General features: G+C 36.1%; 14 protein-coding genes. 5 read left to right on the top strand and 9 right to left on the bottom strand.

Annotation, left to right across the window (positions count from 1 at the left end; genetic code table 11):
- Nucleotides 1-66 precede the first annotated feature (66 nt).
- A complete protein-coding gene (locus tag IPJ53_02310; protein ID MBK7797923.1) occupies nt 67-1,317 on the top strand; it encodes an OmpA family protein in 1,251 nt (416 codons plus the stop codon).
- 17 nt (nt 1,318-1,334) lie between these two features.
- Here IPJ53_02310 and uvrA read toward each other — a convergent pair whose 3' ends face one another.
- Complete coding sequence (gene uvrA / locus IPJ53_02305; protein MBK7797922.1) at nt 1,335-4,193, bottom strand: excinuclease ABC subunit UvrA; 2,859 nt, start codon at nt 4,191-4,193, stop codon at nt 1,335-1,337.
- Between the two features lie 105 nt (nt 4,194-4,298).
- Between uvrA and IPJ53_02300 the strand changes: the two genes are divergently transcribed.
- Together IPJ53_02300 and IPJ53_02295 are read left to right on the top strand one after the other, a co-directional pair.
- Nucleotides 4,299-4,865, top strand: coding sequence for an MGMT family protein (locus IPJ53_02300; GenBank protein ID MBK7797921.1), 567 nt, complete (start codon nt 4,299-4,301; stop codon nt 4,863-4,865).
- Complete coding sequence (locus IPJ53_02295; protein MBK7797920.1) at nt 4,849-5,388, top strand: hypoxanthine phosphoribosyltransferase; 540 nt, start codon at nt 4,849-4,851, stop codon at nt 5,386-5,388. The genes IPJ53_02300 and IPJ53_02295 overlap by 17 nt, the downstream gene beginning before the upstream one ends.
- A 52-nt stretch (nt 5,389-5,440) precedes the next feature.
- Here IPJ53_02295 and IPJ53_02290 read toward each other — a convergent pair whose 3' ends face one another.
- Nucleotides 5,441-6,259: a hypothetical protein gene (locus IPJ53_02290; GenBank protein MBK7797919.1), complete on the bottom strand. Its 819-nt coding sequence runs from the start codon at nt 6,257-6,259 to the stop codon at nt 5,441-5,443.
- Nucleotides 6,260-6,775: 516 nt separating this feature from the next.
- Between IPJ53_02290 and IPJ53_02285 the strand changes: the two genes are divergently transcribed.
- Complete coding sequence (locus IPJ53_02285) at nt 6,776-7,120, top strand: hypothetical protein (protein MBK7797918.1); 345 nt, start codon at nt 6,776-6,778, stop codon at nt 7,118-7,120.
- An 881-nt stretch (nt 7,121-8,001) separates the two neighbouring features.
- On the opposite strand, the gene mscL is transcribed toward IPJ53_02285, so the two are convergent.
- Both mscL and IPJ53_02275 read right to left on the bottom strand, forming a co-directional pair.
- Nucleotides 8,002-8,403, bottom strand: coding sequence for a large conductance mechanosensitive channel protein MscL (gene mscL / locus IPJ53_02280; protein MBK7797917.1), 402 nt, complete (start codon nt 8,401-8,403; stop codon nt 8,002-8,004).
- 80 nt (nt 8,404-8,483) lie between these two features.
- Nucleotides 8,484-10,754 (bottom strand): aconitate hydratase, encoded by a 2,271-nt coding sequence (locus IPJ53_02275; protein ID MBK7797916.1) that lies wholly within the window; start codon nt 10,752-10,754, stop codon nt 8,484-8,486.
- A gap of 192 nt (nt 10,755-10,946) precedes the next feature.
- On the opposite strand from IPJ53_02275, the gene IPJ53_02270 reads away from it, so the two are divergent.
- On the top strand, nt 10,947-11,462 hold the full coding sequence (locus tag IPJ53_02270) for a hypothetical protein (GenBank protein MBK7797915.1): 516 nt from the start codon (nt 10,947-10,949) through the stop codon (nt 11,460-11,462).
- Between the two features lie 116 nt (nt 11,463-11,578).
- Here IPJ53_02270 and IPJ53_02265 read toward each other — a convergent pair whose 3' ends face one another.
- The 5 genes from IPJ53_02265 to IPJ53_02245 all read right to left on the bottom strand — a co-directional run bounded on the left by IPJ53_02265 (nt 11,579) and on the right by IPJ53_02245 (nt 20,306).
- On the bottom strand, nt 11,579-13,249 hold the full coding sequence (locus tag IPJ53_02265; GenBank protein ID MBK7797914.1) for a peptide MFS transporter: 1,671 nt from the start codon (nt 13,247-13,249) through the stop codon (nt 11,579-11,581).
- A gap of 92 nt (nt 13,250-13,341) precedes the next feature.
- On the bottom strand, nt 13,342-15,015 hold the full coding sequence (locus IPJ53_02260) for a peptide MFS transporter (GenBank protein ID MBK7797913.1): 1,674 nt from the start codon (nt 15,013-15,015) through the stop codon (nt 13,342-13,344).
- 180 nt (nt 15,016-15,195) lie between these two features.
- Complete coding sequence (locus IPJ53_02255; GenBank protein ID MBK7797912.1) at nt 15,196-16,806, bottom strand: M28 family peptidase; 1,611 nt, start codon at nt 16,804-16,806, stop codon at nt 15,196-15,198.
- The gene (gene rpiB, locus IPJ53_02250) at nt 16,803-17,240 is read right to left on the bottom strand and encodes a ribose 5-phosphate isomerase B (protein ID MBK7797911.1); all 438 of its coding nucleotides are present in this window, start codon (nt 17,238-17,240) and stop codon (nt 16,803-16,805) included. The genes IPJ53_02255 and rpiB overlap by 4 nt, the downstream gene beginning before the upstream one ends.
- 6 nt (nt 17,241-17,246) lie before the next feature.
- Nucleotides 17,247-20,306, bottom strand: coding sequence for a DUF2723 domain-containing protein (locus tag IPJ53_02245; GenBank protein ID MBK7797910.1), 3,060 nt, complete (start codon nt 20,304-20,306; stop codon nt 17,247-17,249).
- Nucleotides 20,307-20,327: the final 21 nt, after the last annotated feature.

The following is a 20,327-nucleotide window of genomic DNA, read 5'->3' as shown; positions in this document are numbered from 1 at the left end:
ATGTGACAGTATTAATAAATTGCAGCGTCAAATCTATAAAATTTAATTTCAAGAAATTAATTAAACATGAACTTAATCGAATCGCTCAAAGCTCACTTAACTCCTAACCTAATCACCGGAGTTTCTGAATATTTAGGGGAGTCAGAACTAGCCGTTAAAAAGGGTTTTGATGCCGCAATTCCGACCATCTTAGGCGGAATACTTCATGCCTCCTCAAACAAAAGTACCATGGATCAGATCTGGGATTTGATCAACCAAATGGACAACGAACCTTCCTCCTTAGAAAATTTATTTGAATTGAATGCGTCGGAATCGTTTGGAAATAGCTTACTGGAAATTCTGACTGGTCAAAAAGATCAAGCAGTAACAGCTGCTCTTGCCAGTTTTGCTGATTTCAAGAGTGAAGCCTCTTCTGCAAAAATTTTGACTTTGGTAGCGTCGTTTGTTCTAAACTATTTAAAAAAGAAAGTTCTCTCAGAGGATTATGGTATAAGTGGATTGACAACCTGGTTAGGTGGACATAAAAATGAAATCCAAACTTCAGTCCCTTCATCCATATTTTCAATATTGAACCTTGGAAACCCCGGGGAAATGGTAGAAGTTATAAAATCTTCTCAACCTCAAGAATTTATCCAAACGGGTAATAATTGGATCATGTGGTTAATTGGTTTGCTCGCACTTTTGTCCTTTCTTTGGTTAGTTATGAAGGGTTGTAATAAAAATGAAAGGGCTGATAAAGTAGGGAGTACTGTTATGACGGTTGATTCAACATCAATGAAGACTGCTGAATTGAATAAAAATGCTTCTTCACAAATATCAGGGATTGATTCCATTATTCAGGCAAAATGGGCTTTATTAGGAAACATGACCAAGCTTTCCTTACCTGGAGGAGTAGAGATAAATTTCCCTGAAAATGGAGTGGAAGGTCGTTTAGTTAACTTTATTAAAGATAAAAACAAGAAAATTGATAAAACAACGTGGTTTGATTTTGACAGAATCCTTTTTGAATCTGGTTCAAGTAATCTTAACCCCGCCTCTATTAATCAAATCAATAACATAACTTCCATTTTGAAAACATTTCCTGATGTTCAAGTAAAAGTGGGTGGATACACTGACAATGTCGGAGACCCAATTGCAAATAAAAAACTTTCCCAAAATAGGGCAGAATCAGTAACGTCCGCTCTTGTTGCAAATGGAATCGAAGCTAAAAGAATGGAAGCAGAAGGTTATGGCCAGGAACACCCCGTAGCGGATAATAATACAGAAACCGGAAGAGATTTAAATCGCAGAGTGTCTTTGCGCGTAACAAAAAAATAATTTAGATTAGACCACTTCTACTTTGGAGTGGCTTTTCTATTTTGATTTAGTTCATCAGCTAAATACTGTCCTGTAAAAGAATCTTTTACTTTGGCTACCTGTTCCGGAGATCCATAGGCAACAACTTTTCCCCCGTGTTTCCCACCCTCCGGTCCCAAATCAAGTACGACATCAGCTACCTTGATAACATCCAGATTGTGTTCAATTACCATCACAGTATTCCCTCTGTCAACAAGTTTTTGTAATACATTTAGTAAATGCTTGATGTCTTCAAAATGCAGGCCAGTAGTTGGTTCATCTAAAATATACAAGGTCTTTCCGGTATCTCTTTTAGAAAGTTCTTCCGCCAATTTAACACGCTGAGCCTCCCCACCTGATAAAGTGGTAGCCTGCTGCCCCAGAGTAATATAATCCAGACCTACGTCTCGTAAAGTTTTTAATTTTCTAAAGATGGCGGGCAAATGCTCGAAAAATTCGGTGGCTTCCTCTACAGTCATGTCCAAAACATCTCCAATGGATTTTCCTTTATACAGCACTTCCAGAGTCTCTCTATTATAGCGTTTTCCATTACAACTTTCACAATGAACCTGGACATCCGGCAGGAAATTCATTTCAATGATTCTCATTCCCCCACCTTCACAAACTTCACATCTTCCACCGGACACATTAAAAGAGAACCTGCCTGGTTTGTAACCGCGAATTTTTGATTCAGGATGATTGGAAAACAGGTTCCTAATCTCTGTAAAAACTCCCGTATAGGTTGCTGGATTTGACCTAGGCGTTCTACCAATAGGGTTTTGGTCCACCTCGACCACTTTATCTAAGTACTCCAGGCCTTCAATTTTATCAAATTGCAGGGGTCTTTGAAGGCTGTTATAAAAATGCTCTCTTAAAATCGGATACAAGGTTTCATTGATCAGACTTGATTTTCCACTACCGGAAACACCAGTTACACAAATGAAACATCCCAATGGAAATTTTAAACTTAAGTTTTTTAAATTGTGACCTTTAGCTCCAATCAAACTTAAAAAATGGCCATTCCCTTTCCTTCTTTGATCAGGGATTTCAATTGATTCATTTCCCGAAAGATACTTTGCTGTTAAGGAATGTTGATTTTTTATGAATTGGGAAGGAATGCCTTGAGCAACGATATCGCCTCCGTGCTTTCCGGCACCTGGGCCCAAGTCAATGATATAATCACAGGCCATCATAATATCCTTATCATGCTCTACAACGATGACGGTATTCCCTATTTGAGTTAGTTCTCGAAGTGATTTAATTAACCTGTGGTTGTCTCTCTGGTGCAGTCCAATTGAAGGTTCGTCCAAAATGTATGTTATCCCTGTGAGCTGGGATCCGATTTGAGTTGCCAATCTTGTTCTTTGGGATTCACCACCGGACAGACTCATGGTAGGACGATCAAGGGATAGATAATCCAGTCCTACGTAAAGTAAAAAATCCAGGCGAATTTTAATTTCCTTAATGATGTCCTTACTAATAAGCCTTTGTCTTTCCGTCAATCTCTCATCCAGTCCACTAAACCAGGTTATAAGATCTGAAATATCCAATTTGGACACCTCGGCAATATTTTTTTCATCTAGTTTAAAAAACAAAGAATCTTTCTTTAGTCTGGTGCCTCCACATGCCGGGCAGTCCTGGATGGACATAAAATCTTCAGCAAATTGTCTGATTTTCTCAGAACTGGTATCCTTGTACCATCTCTTCAACATATTACACAAACCTTCATAAGCCAGATGATAAGTCCCTTCAAACCAGGTGGAACCTGGTGGGGCGGGAAAACTGTCATCTCCACCATGTAATATGGTATCCAAAGCTTTCTTTGGAATTTTTTTAATTGGTGTTTGATAATTGAATTTATAACGATCGGCTATTTGCTTGAGTTGTTTGTAAGTGAGTGTATCACGTACTTCGCCAAGTGGAACAATACCTAATTCGGAAATAGATTTTGAGTCATCGGGAATGATCTGATCTAAATCTGCCTCATGAATTTGACCCAGACCTTTACATTCCGGACAAGCTCCATAGGGCGAATTAAAAGAAAAAGTATTTGGAGATGGCTCATCATAAGATAGTCCGGTTACTGGATCCATTAACCTTTTACTGAATGGAAGCAACTCTGCATTTTCCTGATCCTGGATAAAAACCACGTCATTTCCCATTTTCAAAGCAGTAGATAGACTATAGTTAAGTCTTTCTTCTCTTTCCTTTACTACTTGAATGCGATCAATGACAACTTCAATATCATGTGTTTTAAATCTGTCTAGCTGAAGTCCAGGCTTAAGGTCAATAACCTGTCCATCAACCCTCATTTTGTTAAAACCTTGCTTTCGTACTTGATCAAAAAGTTCTCGATAATGGCCTTTTCTTGCTCTGACTAAGGGTGCGAGAATTGTAATATGCTTTTGGTCAAATTTTTCAAAGATGTATGAAATCATTTGATCCTCTGTATAGCGCACCATCTTTTTACCGGTTGCGTGGGAATAAGCATCCGCGGCCCTTGCATACAACAACCTTAACAAATCGTATATTTCGGTAGTAGTGCCCACTGTTGACCTGGGATTCCAACCGGTAGTCTTTTGTTCTATGGAAATAACGGGGCTTAACCCATCAATTTTTTCCACATCCGGTCTTTCAATGGATCCAATAAATTGTCTGGCATAATGGGAAAAAGTCTCCATGTATCGACGCTGACCTTCCGCATAAATGGTGTCAAAGGCCAAAGAAGATTTTCCACTTCCTGAAATTCCGGTGATAACCACCATTTCATTCCTGGGAATTTTGACGGACACATCTTTCAAATTGTGCTCCTTTGCCCCAAAAACCTCAATAAATTCTGACTCTACTTGTTGCTTCATGAAATAAAATCCCAAAGGTATTACATATTGTGTGGCCAAACCAGCTGACTGATTGTAAAATAAATAAAAACTATCTTTAGAAGCTGTGTCTTAATTTTGTCAATTATGCTAAACTTTCAGTTATTTAATGATTTAAAATTTATCGAAACCATTCAATATGAATCAGGACTATGTAAATATGGCCCATTGAGCATAGCCTACATCAGAGATGGTTTGATAAATTGTCATTTCATGGCTAAAGATCCTTTCTTAGGTCAACTGAAAAATGAATTTCCAAATATTCATTTAACAGCAACAAATACATCTTATTTCACCAGCGTATTACAATTTATAGAAGGTACAGCTGAAACTTCTTTAAATTTAATTATCAGAGGCACCCCATTTCAATTGGATATATGGAAAAATATTGTAAACATTAAGAAAGGTCACACAATAAGTTATAAAAAATTAGCTGAACGATCCGGCTACCCAAATGCCATTCGGGCAGTTGGTGCCGCAGTAGGCGCAAATTCATTTGCATTTCTCATACCTTGTCACCGAATTCTCTATTCAAATGGAAAGACAGGTCATTATCGGTGGGGTAATGGTTTGAAAATAAAAATTTTAGAAGATGAAATTCCTGGTTTGAAATTACAATACTCTAAAACACTTTTTGATGAAGGAGATCAATAAAATGAATTTTGAATTGTTATTATCCAAAGAAGAAATTAACCAAAGGGTAAGCGAGCTCGCTAAAGAAATTGATCATTTCTATTTACTTCATAATACAAAACCATTACCCATAATCATTATGGATGGAGCCTTCATCTTTGCCGCTGATTTATTAAGACAGATGAATTTGGACCTGAATCCGGCCTTCACAAAAATTACTTCTTATTCAGGAATTCAACAAGAAAAAGTGATTCAATTTAAAGAATCGGATTATAGTTACTTGAAAAATAAATCTGTTTTGATTATTGAAGACATACTCGACAGCGGAAATACGATGCATGCATTTGTAGAAAATTTAAATAAATTTGGCATTCATGAAATAAAAATATGTTCCCTATTGGTCAAACCTGAAATACTTAGAAAGGATGTGAAAGCCGATTGGCTTGGATTTGAAATTTCCCCATCATTTGTAATTGGATATGGAATGGACTATGATGGTTATGGAAGAGGATTGCCAGATATTTATCAATTAAAATTAAACTAAATCACTTACTTAAATCAACAATTTATTGCGTCCCTTAGGAAAATAAAAATAATTACCAAATAGCCATGTCGAATAGTTTTCTGTTTTCCTTTGTGATGTCGGCCTGAGACCCCCAAATATGAAATAACGCTATTCCTAATCTTCGGGCAAGACCGTTCATATTATTTATATCTTTAGTAACTGATTCAATGATTTGCTGAATAACCAATTGTGTCTCACCGGCGAGCAGATTGATTTTTATTTGATCCAATAACATACCATTTTGTGATTTAAGGTCAAATTCAGTCGCCATAAATTCCTTAACCACTTCAAAATCTTCTTTTAATTCATTCAGTTCTTTTTTATCCTCACCCATATTTATCCTCAATAAAGCTTTTTCAGGCTCATAGAAGACTTCGTGCTTTGCAAGTGCAATCAGTGCTTGTTGATGATCCGGGGAAGACTCAACAAAATTTTTAAGTTCTTGCATAAATTTAGGATCCGGAATACTTTTTTGATTACTCATTATTTCCAAAAAGTACTCATCAGTAGGCTCTACATCATCCGCCAATAATAGGGCCATATTTTTATCAATAAACTTTCTAACCACCGCTTTCGTTTGGGCTCCTGAAAATTCATCTGCAATTTTTCCTTCATAAATAAGTTTGCAATGTGGTATACTTTGTATTTTAAAATAACTGGCAATTTCCTGATACTCTTCAGTATCAATTTTAACCAATTCCCATTTGCCATTATCCTCCCTGTATAATTCATCCAGCACCGGTCCAAGCATTTTGCATGGCCCACACCAATCTGCCCAAAAGTCAATTAAAACCGGTTTGACAAAACTCAGGTCAACTACATCCCTCTTAAAATCAAAATCCTTTGCCATATTTATTAATAATTATATCCCTGAAATCCAACAAGTAAAAGCTATAATTCGTTCACCCTTTATCTTGATATTAGCATGGTATTTTCTAAATCCGTATAAACGAAGCCCCATATATTCTGTGTGAAATGTCATCATCTCTGCAATCGTTAGAATTATCCCTTCGATTTTGCTACTTGCAATACCAGAAATGTACACCCACCAGGAATTAACAGATGCTAGTCTGACTGAACCATAAGCTGTAAATCAGCTTACCTGCGTGTTTGAAAAGACAGGGCTCCATTCTTCTCCTTTGAATAAGACTTTTATTAATTTTTTTGATTAAATCAATTTTGTCCATTCCGCTTTAAGCTATTTCAACAATCGTTCCATGATTTATAGTGATATTGACTTATAAGGAGGCTAATAAATTTAACAGTTAGATAAGTTGAACAGGTCATTTAAATTAGAAAAGTAATTCGTCTTCAAATTCAATTTATTATAAAATACAGATTACCTTTGCTTAATTAAAAGTTTACTATGCGTTTGGTAATTTATCTCATATCCATATTTTTTATTGCCTTTTCTTGCAAAAATAAAATAACAGAATCTAAACCTGAATATTTAGAAATAAACAAAGAAAATCTTCAGGGCGTTTGGCAAAATCGTACCAGTAATAGTCCCGATTTTGAAATTGCTGGTGACAGCATGTTGTTTTTGCAAGGCGACCAACCCAAAGCTTTTCCATATAGGTTGAACATAGATAGTCTCTCTATTTACTTTACAAGTTTTGATTACTCCTACAGAGTAATACTCTTTAAAGGAGACTCTCTTCATTTATTAGATGAACAAAACCTAAACACATTTTTCCGTGTCAAAAAATAATTCTTAAGATTTAATTTTATTGCCAATTAATATCGGCTCGAAACAGCATTGCCGTGTCTTCTTTCTCTTTTTTTAAATGACTTTTAGGAAATTATCTAATAATTAATTTGGCAAAACTTCCCTCATTACCTTAAGCTGTATTTACAATTTTCCGATAAACCATTATTGTATTTCGAAATTTACAAAGACAATTCTATTATCTCAATTGCACTTTGCAATAATTGGTTTTGGATTTTCATCAAGAAATAATGCTTCCTTTCCATAGGCTTCTAATAGATACAGAAATCTTATAAATATATTTCAAAGGATTCAAATCGTCAGGGGAGATCCCGAGCAATTTTCAATTTACCCTTTCCACGTCATTAAATGAGGCAGGCTGACTTCCGATGCATTCCCTTGACTATCTCTAAACTACTTAAATAAGGATTGTCCTTCTTCTTAAATTTCAAAAGTTATATATTCTCAACTTTCCAAATGAATCAGTATTCATGTAAATTATTGAAATAAATTTAACAGTGAGTGGAAACTTGAGATTCAAAAGAATGCTTTACACAATTCTACATTATCAATTGGAACATAGTCCAAATTCCAAAGTTTTTCCTATGGAATTTTACAAATTATATACTTAATTAATAAAAACAATCACTTAAACAGAAAAGTCAATAAAATGCATCAATAATTTTTAAGCAAAGATTTTCTAAAATGTAATCACATTAAGATTCTAAAATACTCTTTAATATTAAGATAAAATTGAATTAAAATAATTTTTATAGAAGTGTGATATAATGAATAATTTAACCATTCAAATTACATGGCAATAGACACTGTAAAATAAAATGTATACGATAATACAAGGTAATGAACCGAATCCCTAAATAATACTATTTCTTGGATAACAGGTCTCTGATTTCAGTCAATAGACTTTCTGATGTGGGGCCTGCAGGGGCAGCAGCTTCTTCTTTTTTCATAGAATTCATCAACTTAACAATAGAAAACATAAAAAATGCAATGATGACGAAGTTAATGATTGCAGAAAAAAAGTTACCATAAAAAATTGCATTCTCAGGTTTTATAACTTTTCCTTCAGCGCTTAATACAGCTTCATCTAAAATTATTTTTGCCTCTTTATAGTCACCTAATTGAAAAATCTTTGCTACCAGTGGCATAAACATTCCATCCACAAAAGATGTCACAATACCGGTAAAGGCAGTAGCCATTACCAAACCAACAGCAATATCAATTAGGTTTCCCTTTAACGCAAATTCTTTGAATTCCTTAAACATGGGTTAAGTTTTAAAGTATGAAAAAAATTCGACTTAAGTATTTCATCAAGTCACCCATAAAAATATATATTAATTTATTATCAGACAAGTTCTTTCCTAATTTTATTCAATGCGGATCCTTCAACCAGCCATTCTATCTGTTGCTGGTTATAGGTATGATTTAATAAAATGTTGTCTTTTTGTCCATCCGCATGCACCAATACCAACTCCAATTGCTTCCCAGGCGTCATGCTTTCGTAACCTTTAATTTCCAATAAATCATCCTGCCGGATTAAATCATAGTCCGAAGGCTGAGCAAAAGTTAAGGCGAGCATTCCTTGTTTTTTCAAATTGGTTTCATGAATTCTTGCAAACGATTTTACAATTACGGCTTTAACGCCAAGATGTCTTGGTTCCATAGCTGCGTGTTCTCTTGAAGAACCTTCACCATAGTTTTCCTCTCCTACTACAACCGTACTTATCCCTTGAGCTTTATATACCCGGGCGGAATCAGGGACCCCCATGTATTCATTATTATAAAGATTCAACACTTTATTTGCTTCGCCATTGAAATAGTTTGTTGCACCTATGAGACAGTTATTCGAGATATTTTCCAAATGGCCTCTGAATTCAAGCCAAGGTCCTGCCATTGAGATATGGTCAGTGGTGCATTTTCCTTTTGCCTTAATGAGTACACGCATTCCCCTTAACTGATCAGATTTAATGGGTTCAAATGGGGTTAGGATTTGAAGTCGTTTACTGGAGGGATTAATGTTGATTTGAATTTCATGTCCATTTTCTGCAGGGGCAACATATCCAGCATCTTCCACATCAAAGCCTTTAGGTGGCAATTCGTGCCCAACTGGTGGGTCTAGGCGCACCCACACACCTTCTTCATTTTCTAATGTATCTGTCAGTGGATTAAAATTTAATGTACCTGCGATGGCCAGCGCTGTTACAATTTCCGGAGAAGCCACAAATGCATGAGTATTGGCATTTCCATCGTTTCTTTTTGAAAAGTTTCTATTGAAAGAGGTGATGATGGAATTCTTTTTTGATGGATTTGCATTGTGTCTGGCCCATTGTCCAATGCAAGGACCGCAAGCATTTGCAAGGACAACACCACCCATTTTTTCAAAATCATTTAGCAATCCATCACGGTCTATGGTATAACGGATCTGTTCAGATCCGGGTGTCACAGTAAATTCGGATTTAACTTTTAGTTTCTTTTCAACAGCCTGACGAGCTAATGAAGCTGCTCGGGATAAATCTTCATAAGAAGAATTAGTGCATGATCCTATCAGCCCAACCTCAAGCTTTTCGGGATAACCATTATCCTTCACTGCTTTTGCAAATTCGGAAATAGGCCAGGCCAAATCCGGTGTATAAGGTCCATTTACATGCGGTTCGAGTGAAGAAAGATCTATATGAATAACCTGGTCAAAATATTTTTCTGGTGAAGCATAACATTCAGGATCACCGGTTAAATCACTTGCAATTTTATCACAAAGGTCAGCGACGGTTGCTCTACCTGTTGCTTTAAGATATTTTGCCATTGACTCATCATAACCAAAAGTGGAGGTGGTGGCTCCGATCTCAGCTCCCATATTACAAATAGTTCCCTTCCCTGTACAGGAAAGTGATTTGGCCCCATCACCAAAGTATTCAACAATTGCTCCTGTACCGCCTTTTACTGTCAGAATACCGGCTACTTTAAGAATTACATCCTTTGCAGAAGTCCAACCACTCAGCGCGCCAGTTAGCTTTACTCCAATGAGTTTAGGCATTTTGAGTTCCCAAGGCATACCGGCCATAACATCTACGGCATCTGCTCCTCCTACCCCTATTGCCACCATGCCAAGTCCTCCGGCATTTGGAGTATGCGAATCGGTACCAATCATCATTCCTCCAGGAAAAGCATAATTTTCAAGTACAATTTGATGGATTATTCCGGCACCGGGTTTCCAAAAACCAATTCCATATTTTGTTGAAATGCTTTTCAAAAAATCAAAAACCTCCGAATTTTCAATATTGGAAGTTTTAAGATCTTGGTCTGCCCCATCTTTTGCCAAAATTAAGTGGTCACAATGTACTGTGCTAGGTACAGCAGTTTTCGATTTTCCACAAGTCATAAATTGAAGCAGAGCCATTTGCGCCGTTGCATCTTGCATGGCAACCCTATCTGGGGCAAAAAAGACATAATCTTTTCCCCTTGCATATTCTTGAATAGGGGATTCTGGATGAAGATGTCCATAAAGAATTTTCTCACTCAGACTTAATGGTCTGCCTAAAATGGATCTTGCTGATTTAACTTTATTGCTAAAGTTTTCATAATGATTTTTTAAGAGATCAAAATCAAATGGTTGTGACATGAGCCTTTATGTTAAAATTATTTAATTATACTTTCATTTGCGCTGCAAATCTACTCGTATCTAATGGTAATACAAAGCCAAATTAACTTTTAGCCCTATAGATTCACAAACAAAAAAATTATAAAATAGATGAGATTTAATTAAAATTTGTTCCAACAAAACAGAAATCTCCATAAAACGTTTGATAAACTAATGAAACTAATCCAGGTCCTGTTCCTCAGTTTATGGTTTCTTTCTTGTCAAAAACAAGAGAACGGTCAATATAAACTAGAATACCTGATGGATTTTGACATCCTGGCAGGTTCAAACCCATTATTAACCCATGTTTATACCAGCCTGGTACCGAGCTTTTGGACAGGATTCCTTGCACCAAATATGCTTGATGATGGGAAGATTTCAATGGTGAGGATAAAATCAATAAAAATTGAACCCCTGCTTTCAGGCCCAGTGAGTTATGGCTTTTTTGAAGAGGTTAGAGTTTTCATTTCCAATCCAGCAGACTTAGGTTCTAAAATTCAAATTGGAAGTGCGTATCCAGTTCCCAATGAATCGGTGGGAGAACTTTTTTTACTCCCTGGTCTAACTGATGTTCACCCATATGTCCGTCTTGAGGCTTTTGAATTGAGCATAAATCTAAGGTATCGCAACATACCACAATCTAATTCTGACCACAGGGTTACTGTCGAATTTGATGTGTTTATTAAATAATTAAATTAATCCTATTAAATCTCTGTTTCAGATTTTCTTGATTTAAATAAACTTTATCTAAAAGTGTTCGAACAATTAAATTAAAATTTCTCCGGAATACACCTTAGATTGACCACTTAATGAATATTTTTTTCTTTCATGATTCCATTAAGCCATCGAAGCATTATAAAACCAATTAGAGCAGCAGCACCCAGTAATCCAAAATTTACAAGAAAATAAACCGATTTGTCGGTATATCCATCCCAACTGCTGGCTAATACCCCGGAAAGTTTATTACCAATACTTGTAGCTAAAAACCATCCACCCATCATCAAACTGGTGATGTGTGCCGGGCTTAACTTGGATACCAGTGATAATCCCATTGGACTTAAAAATAATTCACCTACCGTGATCACTCCATAACTGGCTATCAACCACCAAACACTTACCTTCTCAGTGCCGTTGGCACCAGATTTTACTGCAGCCACCATAACCAAAACGGCTAATGCAGATATTAATAATCCATAAGCAATTTTTGTAGTGGTATTTGGTTCCCTGTTTTTCCTTCTGAGAAATGTAAAGAAAGCAACAACCAAGGGGGTAAGAATAATGACCCAACCTGGATTAATAGATTGGCTTAAACTGGTAATCCAAAGGCTAATTTTAGAGCCTTCTTCCGGAAGCTTTTCTTTTGGGACATTTCTAAAATAGACTGGGTAATTATACTCTTTGACGATTACCCCGGATACCTTTTGTATTCGAAACAGTTCATCATATTTTGCAATGGAATCAAGTTTGTATTCCAATGGTTTTGCCTGTTTCAATGCAAGAAATACTTTTTCAGTTGTACCTGTAACTTCTCTGTTAGTATATCGATCCGCCCATGTATTTAAAGCTGATCCATTTTGCTTAAAGACTGCCCAAAATAATATGACAACCAAAAAAATGGCCAACAATGCAGCAATGGGGCGTTTATCTTCCAAAGTTGCTTTTTTCCACAATGAAAAATAAAAGTACAAAACCGGAATGCATGCAAAAATAAAAGCATCGGTACTGTCACTACCAAAAATATTTCCGCCTGGATTGCTGTCCGTAGTCACACCATTGATCAACCAACCTAAAATACCAGCGATCAAGCTTGGAAATAAAATTAAGAAAAGTATCCTCGTAAAACTCATTTCTCCTTCTCTTACTCCTTTAATTACATCAGCATCTTTATAATGTCTGGTCCCAACAATAAATACAATTACACCAATAACCATTCCCACTCCTGCAGCAAGGAAAGCATAACCCCAACCCAACATAGTGTACAAAGCAGCTCCAAAAAAATTGCAAATAAAAGCTCCAATATTAATTCCCATGTAAAAAATATTATAACCTTCATCCTTTCGATCAATATACTCCGCCTTGTTATAAACATTTCCCAATAAAGTAGAAATATTAGGTTTAAAAAAACCATTTCCAACAATAACCATTGTCATGGCTATATACAAAATGGGTAATGAATGGAAAAACATCATGCAATATCCAATGGCCATCAATATTCCACCAAATATTATTGATTTTCTATACCCGAAATACCTATCTGCTAACAATCCTCCAAGAAAAGGTGTAAGAAACACCAAAGCAATAAAAGTACCATAGAGATCGGAAGCTTCAGCCTCTGTCATTCCAAATCCCTCCTTTACATCTTTTAAATACAAAGTAAAGATCCCAATCATGAGATAGTATCCAAACCTTTCCCACATTTCACTAAAGAATAGAAAAGGAAGAGCTTTTGGATGTTTTCGATCTTGAATTTGATTCATGATACGGTTAGTTTTTTCGAATACAATAAAAAAGGGTGAATGATTAGATTCACCCTATAATTTTAATTCAACAATTTCAATATAATTCAAAATTAATTAACACCATGCATCATCTTTTTTAACCTTGGTGTCAATGAGAATAGTAGTAATGCCGCTATACCACAAAGGACCACAAATACCATAAAAAATTCATACAAACTATGGATGGTAAATCCTGCAAAAACTGGATAATGATCGCTAATCTTATTGGTTGCAAGTAATTGTAATTGTTCAGCGGTTGGAGTAACTGTTTTATCCAAGATTGCCTTTAAGTCTATTCCCAATGAAGTTGCTTTGGTGTATTGTTCACCGGTAGCAGGTAATATTGCACCCAGTGTTCCTGCAAGTGCATAACCCGAAGCGTTTGACAAAAAGAAAACACCAAATAATAACGAGGCAAATCTTTTAGGTGCTAATTTTCCTACGAGCGATAATCCAATTGGTGAAAGACAAAGTTCTCCTAAAGTTTGAATCAAATAAAGTAGTATCAACCATTTTATTGCCAATAAACCATCGTTGCCCAGATCTTTAACATTGTGTGCAATTATGAAATAACTTAAGGCAATGAGCGCAAGACCAATTGCTTGTTTCATGGGCGAAATAGGTTCTTTATCATGAGCCCTTAATTTATCCCATAACATACTGAATGGTATGGCTAACATCACTACGAAAATCCCATTAAAAATCTGTACCATAGATGGAGGCATGTTCCATCCAAGAAAATTTCTATCCGTTTGATTATCGGCAATAAAAGTCAGAGATGATCCTGCCTGCTCAAAAGCAGCCCAAAAGAAAATAACAAAAAAAGATACAATATAAATTACCAGAATCCTATCTGTTTCCACTTTTGTAAGTGATTTATCACTTAAGATTAAACCAGCCAATGTAAGACCACTGGCGTAAATTAATGAATATATATAATTCTGTCCAAAGAAATAATGGAAAACAAACCCCAAAACGGAAAAAACACCAAAGGCAATAAGTATAGAGGTCTGAGTAAATGTCGCTTTAGTTGCTTCACCTTCTTCAAAATCTGAGCTGATGTTTCTCGATGGTAAATCACCAATCGGTCTTCCCTCAGGTGTTTTCACATACTTGTCTTTTAAAAGGAAAAAAGTCAGCGTTCCAATTACCATCGCACAGGCAGCAGCTAAGAATCCCCACTTAAAAGCAAACACGTCTCTTGTTCCATTTACATCCACTACATCACCTACGATTGGGCAAATAAATTGACCTAAAAAAGCACCAATATTAATTCCCATATAAAATATGGTAAAGGCTGTGTCTAATTTATTCTTTTCTCCTCTTGGATAGAGACTACCAACCATACTCGATATGTTTGGTTTGAAAAAACCATTTCCCAAAATAATAACTCCAAGAGCAACATATAAAACAGTTCTCGCCAATTCCAAATTGGTATCAAATATATTTGCACTGGTAAAAAGTAATAATTGTCCAATTGCCATCAATAGACCACCTAACATGATGCAATAACGATTTCCCAGAAATCTATCTGAAATAAAGCCGCCGAGCATCGGTGTCAAATAACACAATCCCAGAAAGCCTCCATAAATAATTGAAGACTCTTCTTTTGACATGGCTAAAGCATTTACAATAAAAAGAGTGAGTATGGTCCGCATGCCATAAAAGTTGAATCTTTCCCACATCTCTGTACCAAACAGGACCCATAATCCCTTCGGGTGGCTTTGTTTTGTTTCTGCATTCATAAGTAGTTGGTTTTGTTGTTATATCTTGTTTGAAAGTCTAAATATAGAGGATTCTGATGATTGAATAAGCAATACATTTAAATTAAATGCATTATACAAATTTGCATATATAAATGCATTACCTATAATTTTACTATAAGAGATAAATTTATAAAACAAGCAAAATAAGCAAGTCCGGGTTTAATTGTTGTCCCGTGAAATTTTGTGATCCCGGTTTGCTAATTCCCAGGCTAGAATAAAGATGTGTCTTCCAATGAGTTCCATCTTATTATAATCAATTTTCCAGGCATCGTCTCCTATCCGGTGATAATCCTCATGCGTGCCATTAAAGAAAAAAATGGCAGGTATTCCCTTTTCAGCAAAATTATAATGATCCGACCGATAATAATATTTGTTGGGATCATTCTCACCATTATAAGTGTAATCCATTATCAGATGACTGTAATCATTATTAACTTTTTCATTTACTAGATGTAACTCACTGCTTAATCTATCAGAACCTATTACATAAATATACTTTCCATTAGGTTTATACTTTTCATCTATCCTACCCACCATATCCATATTGATATCAGCAATTGTTTGCTGTAGTGGAAATCTTGGATTGCCAACATAATACATACTGCCCAACAGACCTTTCTCCTCCCCAGTAAGCAGTAGACACAAGACAGATCTTCTGGGGCCTTTTCCACTGTTTTTTGCGACTTGAAATGCCCGTGCAATCTGGGTCAGTGTGGAAGACCCGGAGGCATTGTCATCTGCGCCATTAAAAACATCCTTACCTCTCATCCCAATATGATCGTAATGAGCTGTAAGAATCAAAATTTCATTTTTCTTATCTGTGCCCTCTATATACCCCATAATGTTACGACCAGTCACCGATCCAATCTCCCTTTCCTGTTCGATCTTTACAATTTGCTTTATGTTAAAATGTCGTGGTTTGCCTTTTGATTGAATTTTATCTCTGGTAGAAATTGCCTTTTTTAGTGATTTCCCCAACAACTTTACAGCCATTGATGATGACAGATGAATTGAATTACACAATTGATTTTTTGCAGTTTCATCTTTATCCAATAATACAGTAGGAGATAGCATAAGTGCTCTCTTTGCATCCACTAATTCCTTGAATTTGTCTTCTATAATGAATACACATTTGACGCCATTTTTTTTAGCAGCCATCAATTTCAGTTCCAAACTCTCTGACCAAATAGATGCTGTGGTTTTTCCATTCACATAACTCAATCCTTTTTTTGAAAATGGCTCGCCATTATAAATAAGTATCACTTTATCTTTTACATTGACATTTTTGTAATCGTTGTATTGAGAAGATTCAATACCATAGCCAAGGAAAACTATTTCATTCAGATTAAAATTTAAATCTTCATTGTCAGTTGGCAAACTGACAAAATCCCAAATATTTTTATACGGGAATCCATTAATTTCTACATTAATGTTTTTCCAGGAAATCCATTTAAAACCTACTTGTTGAAAATAATCTCCCTTATTCCCTATCTTTTGGATTCCATAATCATTGAATTTAGAAGCCAGGTATTCTGCTGCCCTGTCGTTGCCTCTGGTGCCAAGTTCTCTACCCTCACAAGAATCTGAGGCAAGAAATTCTAAAATTGGTTTCAATTCTGAAGCCTTGATTACTTCAGATAAAACCGAAATTTCATCTCTGATAATTTTTTTTGTGGTATCCGGAAAATGAACAGAACTTATAAATTTCTTTTGTGCAAAACCCGGAAAAATTACTAATATTAAACAGAGGTTTAATAAAATGGATTTCATGCAATCTCAATTTTATCTACTCTCCTTTGATGTCTTCCTCCTTCAAAATCCTTCAAAAGAAAAGTTTCTACAATAGATAGAGCTACTTGTTCATCAATAAACCTTGCCGGCAAACTCAAAATGTTTGCATCGTTGTGAGACCTTGCCAGACTGGCAATTTCAGGTGTCCAGCATAAGGCACATCTAATTCCAGGATGACGATTGGCAGACATGGCTATTCCGTTTCCGCTACCACAAATAACGATTCCCAATTCTGCAACATGATTCAATATTGCTGCGCTTACCAAATGACCAAAATCAGGATAATCAACAGATTCCATATCAAAACAACCTTGATCCATTACCTTATATCCTTTGGACTCAAGATTTTTTATCAGTAAGTTCTTTAAATCAAAACCAGCATGATCAGATCCAATTGCAATTACTCTGGACATTTTACATCAATTATTAACCGGTGCTAAGTCATATTTGGAAAGCAATTCTTTCATTTCTTTTTCAAATTCCGGATCTTGGAATTCACTGCTTCGCAAAATTATTTCTCTGACCGAAGAATTTGCATAAGCTTTCTCCTGCTGGAAGCTCGATTTTAGTTCTTCCGCAGAAAGTGAATTGTAAAAATTCATCATGTCAGCTGTCTCTGTAGCCAAAATTCTTAAGTGTTTCTTTGCATCATCCAATTTTCCGGCGCTTACCAAACTTTGAATAAAAGGCATGACTCTTAAATCATACTGAAAATTCATATTTGGAAAACTTTCAAAATATCTCAAAGCAACAGCGGCTGCTTTTTCCTTATCTCCTCTTGCTTCATATAAAGAGGCAAGACGCATCATCATCATTCGCAATCCCTGTACACTTGGTGCGTAGGAATGATCTACAAATAATTTTTGCTTATCAAAATTACCCCATTTAAATTTATTCATGAGTGCGCCATATGTCTTATCTACATCCATTTTACCGGAACCATAAATAAACATGCTACGGTCACTGGGTGTTCTAACAGGAACTATCCTAAGTGCAAGACCTTCCATACTGGTGTAGTCTTCCAAACCCATTAATTTTTCAATTTGACAAGTCACAGAGAAATAGATGGGCCTGTCATTGATGTTTGAATGAATGATGTCCAATACAGCAAGGTCATCCTTGGTAATGTAATTTGCATTCAATGAAAGTGGAATGCGATTCACAATACTTGTATCTCCAGGTTGAATCATCCCACTGGATAATGCTTTGGCAGGATCATATTCAATGGCAACTTTTTTGGTTGGCATAAAAGTTTCAAATTCACGTCCTGAGCCTGCTGAAATTGGATGATCTTCTCCGATGAATTTTAAAAACTGGCCGGATGACATTTCTACATCTGGAGCTCCCTCTCCTGCAGGATTAAAATAGAAAATCTGATTTCTTAAAAATCCTCGATACTTTTCTGAAGGAATGGACATTTTTATTGGAGGAGAGTCATTTACTTTTCTTCTTTGAGATTCTATATACCAATCTACCGCAATCAAACTTAAATTAATAACTCGTACATCTCTTCTGATGCCTTCAACTTCCTGCGCATACCAAACCGGATAAGTATCGTTGTCGCCATAGGTAAAAATGATGGAATTTGGCTGACAAGATTCAAGAATATTAATTGCATAATCTCTGGCTGCGGTAATTCCGTTTCTTGAATGATCATCAAAATTCTGCATACCCATTATAACCGGTGCAGATAGCACAACACAGGTTGCAATTACACCGGATAAAGTATTAGACATTTTTATTTGCCGCCTGAATAAATCAACAAGAAACAACACCCCTAATCCGATCCAGATACAGAATGTAAATATCGAACCAACCAACACGTAATCTCTTTCCCTAGGCTCGTTCGGCGGAGAATTATTAAAAAAACACAACCCCAATCCTGTTATCAACCACAATACCAACAGGGCTAAAAAATCATTACGATCTCTACGAGCATGAAATACCACACCCAGGAGACCAAAAATTAGGGGCAAGAAAAAATAAGTGTTACGGGACTGATCTTCGCGAATTACCCTTGGTAGCTGTGATTGATTGTATAATCGTTGGCTGTCTATTGCAGAAATTCCGGATAGCCAATGTCCATCCTTCTTATCCCACGGAAAAAATCCCTGCTCTCCGTTTTCCTTTCCTACAAAATTCCAATAAAAATATCTCCAATACATCCACCCAAACTGATAAGCCCATAAGAATTTTAAATTATAAAGCATGGTTGGTGTACCAGTTTTATTGTCAACCAGGTAATCCATCCACATCCTGTGCAATTGCACTCTTCCCTGATCATTATGACCAATCCGAGGTAAGAAAATTTGATCCCTCTTGGAATATACATAATCAAATTTTCTATCCACTACTACATATTTGCTTCCAACGCGTCCGTATCGGTCTGTAGATTTTGTATCAATTGGTTTTGCATCAAAGTGCGGTCCTTTCAATAAAGATCTGTCACCATATTGTTCTCTGTTGATATAGGGTAATAACCTAACTACATCATTAGGTGCATTCATATTGATCGGCGGATTAGCCATCGCGCGCAACAAGACCACTCCAACAGGGGTATAAGAAATAGTAATTAATAAACCTGTTAAAAATAATTTATAAACCAAATCATTTCCTTTCTCTTTGCTCTTCTTCAATCCATAATAAAAAATATAGGCAAGCAAGGCAACTGTTGGAATTAAACCAGAGTGAAATGGTAGACCAAATGAATTTACACACAACATTTCAAACATACTCCATAGCTGAGGAATCCCTGAAACAATTAGAGCTTGAAATAGTATAATACTTATAACTCCCACTGATCCGGCTACACAGAAGCCAAGGAAACTTTTCTTTTCCCATTTCTTGTAATAATACAAAATCGCAATGGTCGGAAAAGCCAATAAACTAAGCAAGTGTACTCCAATTGAAAGTCCTGCACTGTATAGAGAAAAGATCAACCAACGATCATTTTTAGGCTCATTTGAAAGGTAATACCATTTTACAGCAGCCCAAAGAGTCATCGTAGTAAACATCGTAGACATTGAATAAACTTCACCTTCTACAGCTGAAAACCAAACCGATGTGGCAAAAGCGGTTGCAAGTCCTGCTACAAGACCCGCACCCATTACTCCAAGATCTTGAGAAGCTTCCTCATCTCTACCTCTTCCGTATAAAGAAATTTTACCAAATATGATGGTAACCCAACATATAAATGTTGCAGCCAAAGCAGAACAAATTCCAGACATCAGGTTGACTGCAAATGCAATTTTTGATGGATCATCCGATAATACATCCGCTACCCAGGTAAACATCCTGCCTATTATTAGAAAAAGGGGTGCGCCGGGTGGGTGAACAACTTGCAATTTATAGGCTCCAAGAACAAACTCTCCGCAGTCCCAAAGGCTACCTGTGCGTTCTACAGAAAAGAAATATACTGTGAGGGTTATTAAAAATACCAACCATCCGGTAAGATTGACCTTATTAATCTTTGAATTCATCAGATTATCAATAGCTTATAA

It is taken from the genome of Candidatus Vicinibacter affinis (assembly GCA_016714365.1).
Taxonomy (GTDB): Bacteria; Bacteroidota; Bacteroidia; order Chitinophagales; family Saprospiraceae; genus Vicinibacter; species Vicinibacter affinis.
Note: the sequence above shows the minus strand (reverse complement) of the source record. Positions and strands in the feature narration are given on the sequence as shown.

Excerpts from the sequence above, each read along its gene's own strand:
- IPJ53_02310 (MBK7797923.1), top strand. The coding sequence starts at position 67 with ATGAACTTAATCGAATCGCTCAAAGCTCACTTAACTCCTAACCTAATC.
- uvrA (MBK7797922.1), bottom strand. The coding sequence starts at position 4,193 with ATGAAGCAACAAGTAGAGTCAGAATTTATTGAGGTTTTTGGGGCAAAG.
- IPJ53_02300 (MBK7797921.1), top strand. The coding sequence starts at position 4,299 with ATGCTAAACTTTCAGTTATTTAATGATTTAAAATTTATCGAAACCATT.
- IPJ53_02295 (MBK7797920.1), top strand. The coding sequence starts at position 4,849 with ATGAAGGAGATCAATAAAATGAATTTTGAATTGTTATTATCCAAAGAA.
- IPJ53_02290 (MBK7797919.1), bottom strand. The coding sequence starts at position 6,259 with ATGGCAAAGGATTTTGATTTTAAGAGGGATGTAGTTGACCTGAGTTTT.
- IPJ53_02285 (MBK7797918.1), top strand. The coding sequence starts at position 6,776 with ATGCGTTTGGTAATTTATCTCATATCCATATTTTTTATTGCCTTTTCT.
- mscL (MBK7797917.1), bottom strand. The coding sequence starts at position 8,403 with ATGTTTAAGGAATTCAAAGAATTTGCGTTAAAGGGAAACCTAATTGAT.
- IPJ53_02275 (MBK7797916.1), bottom strand. The coding sequence starts at position 10,754 with ATGTCACAACCATTTGATTTTGATCTCTTAAAAAATCATTATGAAAAC.
- IPJ53_02270 (MBK7797915.1), top strand. The coding sequence starts at position 10,947 with ATGAAACTAATCCAGGTCCTGTTCCTCAGTTTATGGTTTCTTTCTTGT.
- IPJ53_02265 (MBK7797914.1), bottom strand. The coding sequence starts at position 13,249 with ATGAATCAAATTCAAGATCGAAAACATCCAAAAGCTCTTCCTTTTCTA.
- IPJ53_02260 (MBK7797913.1), bottom strand. The coding sequence starts at position 15,015 with ATGAATGCAGAAACAAAACAAAGCCACCCGAAGGGATTATGGGTCCTG.
- IPJ53_02255 (MBK7797912.1), bottom strand. The coding sequence starts at position 16,806 with ATGAAATCCATTTTATTAAACCTCTGTTTAATATTAGTAATTTTTCCG.
- rpiB (MBK7797911.1), bottom strand. The coding sequence starts at position 17,240 with ATGTCCAGAGTAATTGCAATTGGATCTGATCATGCTGGTTTTGATTTA.
- IPJ53_02245 (MBK7797910.1), bottom strand. The coding sequence starts at position 20,306 with ATGAATTCAAAGATTAATAAGGTCAATCTTACCGGATGGTTGGTATTT.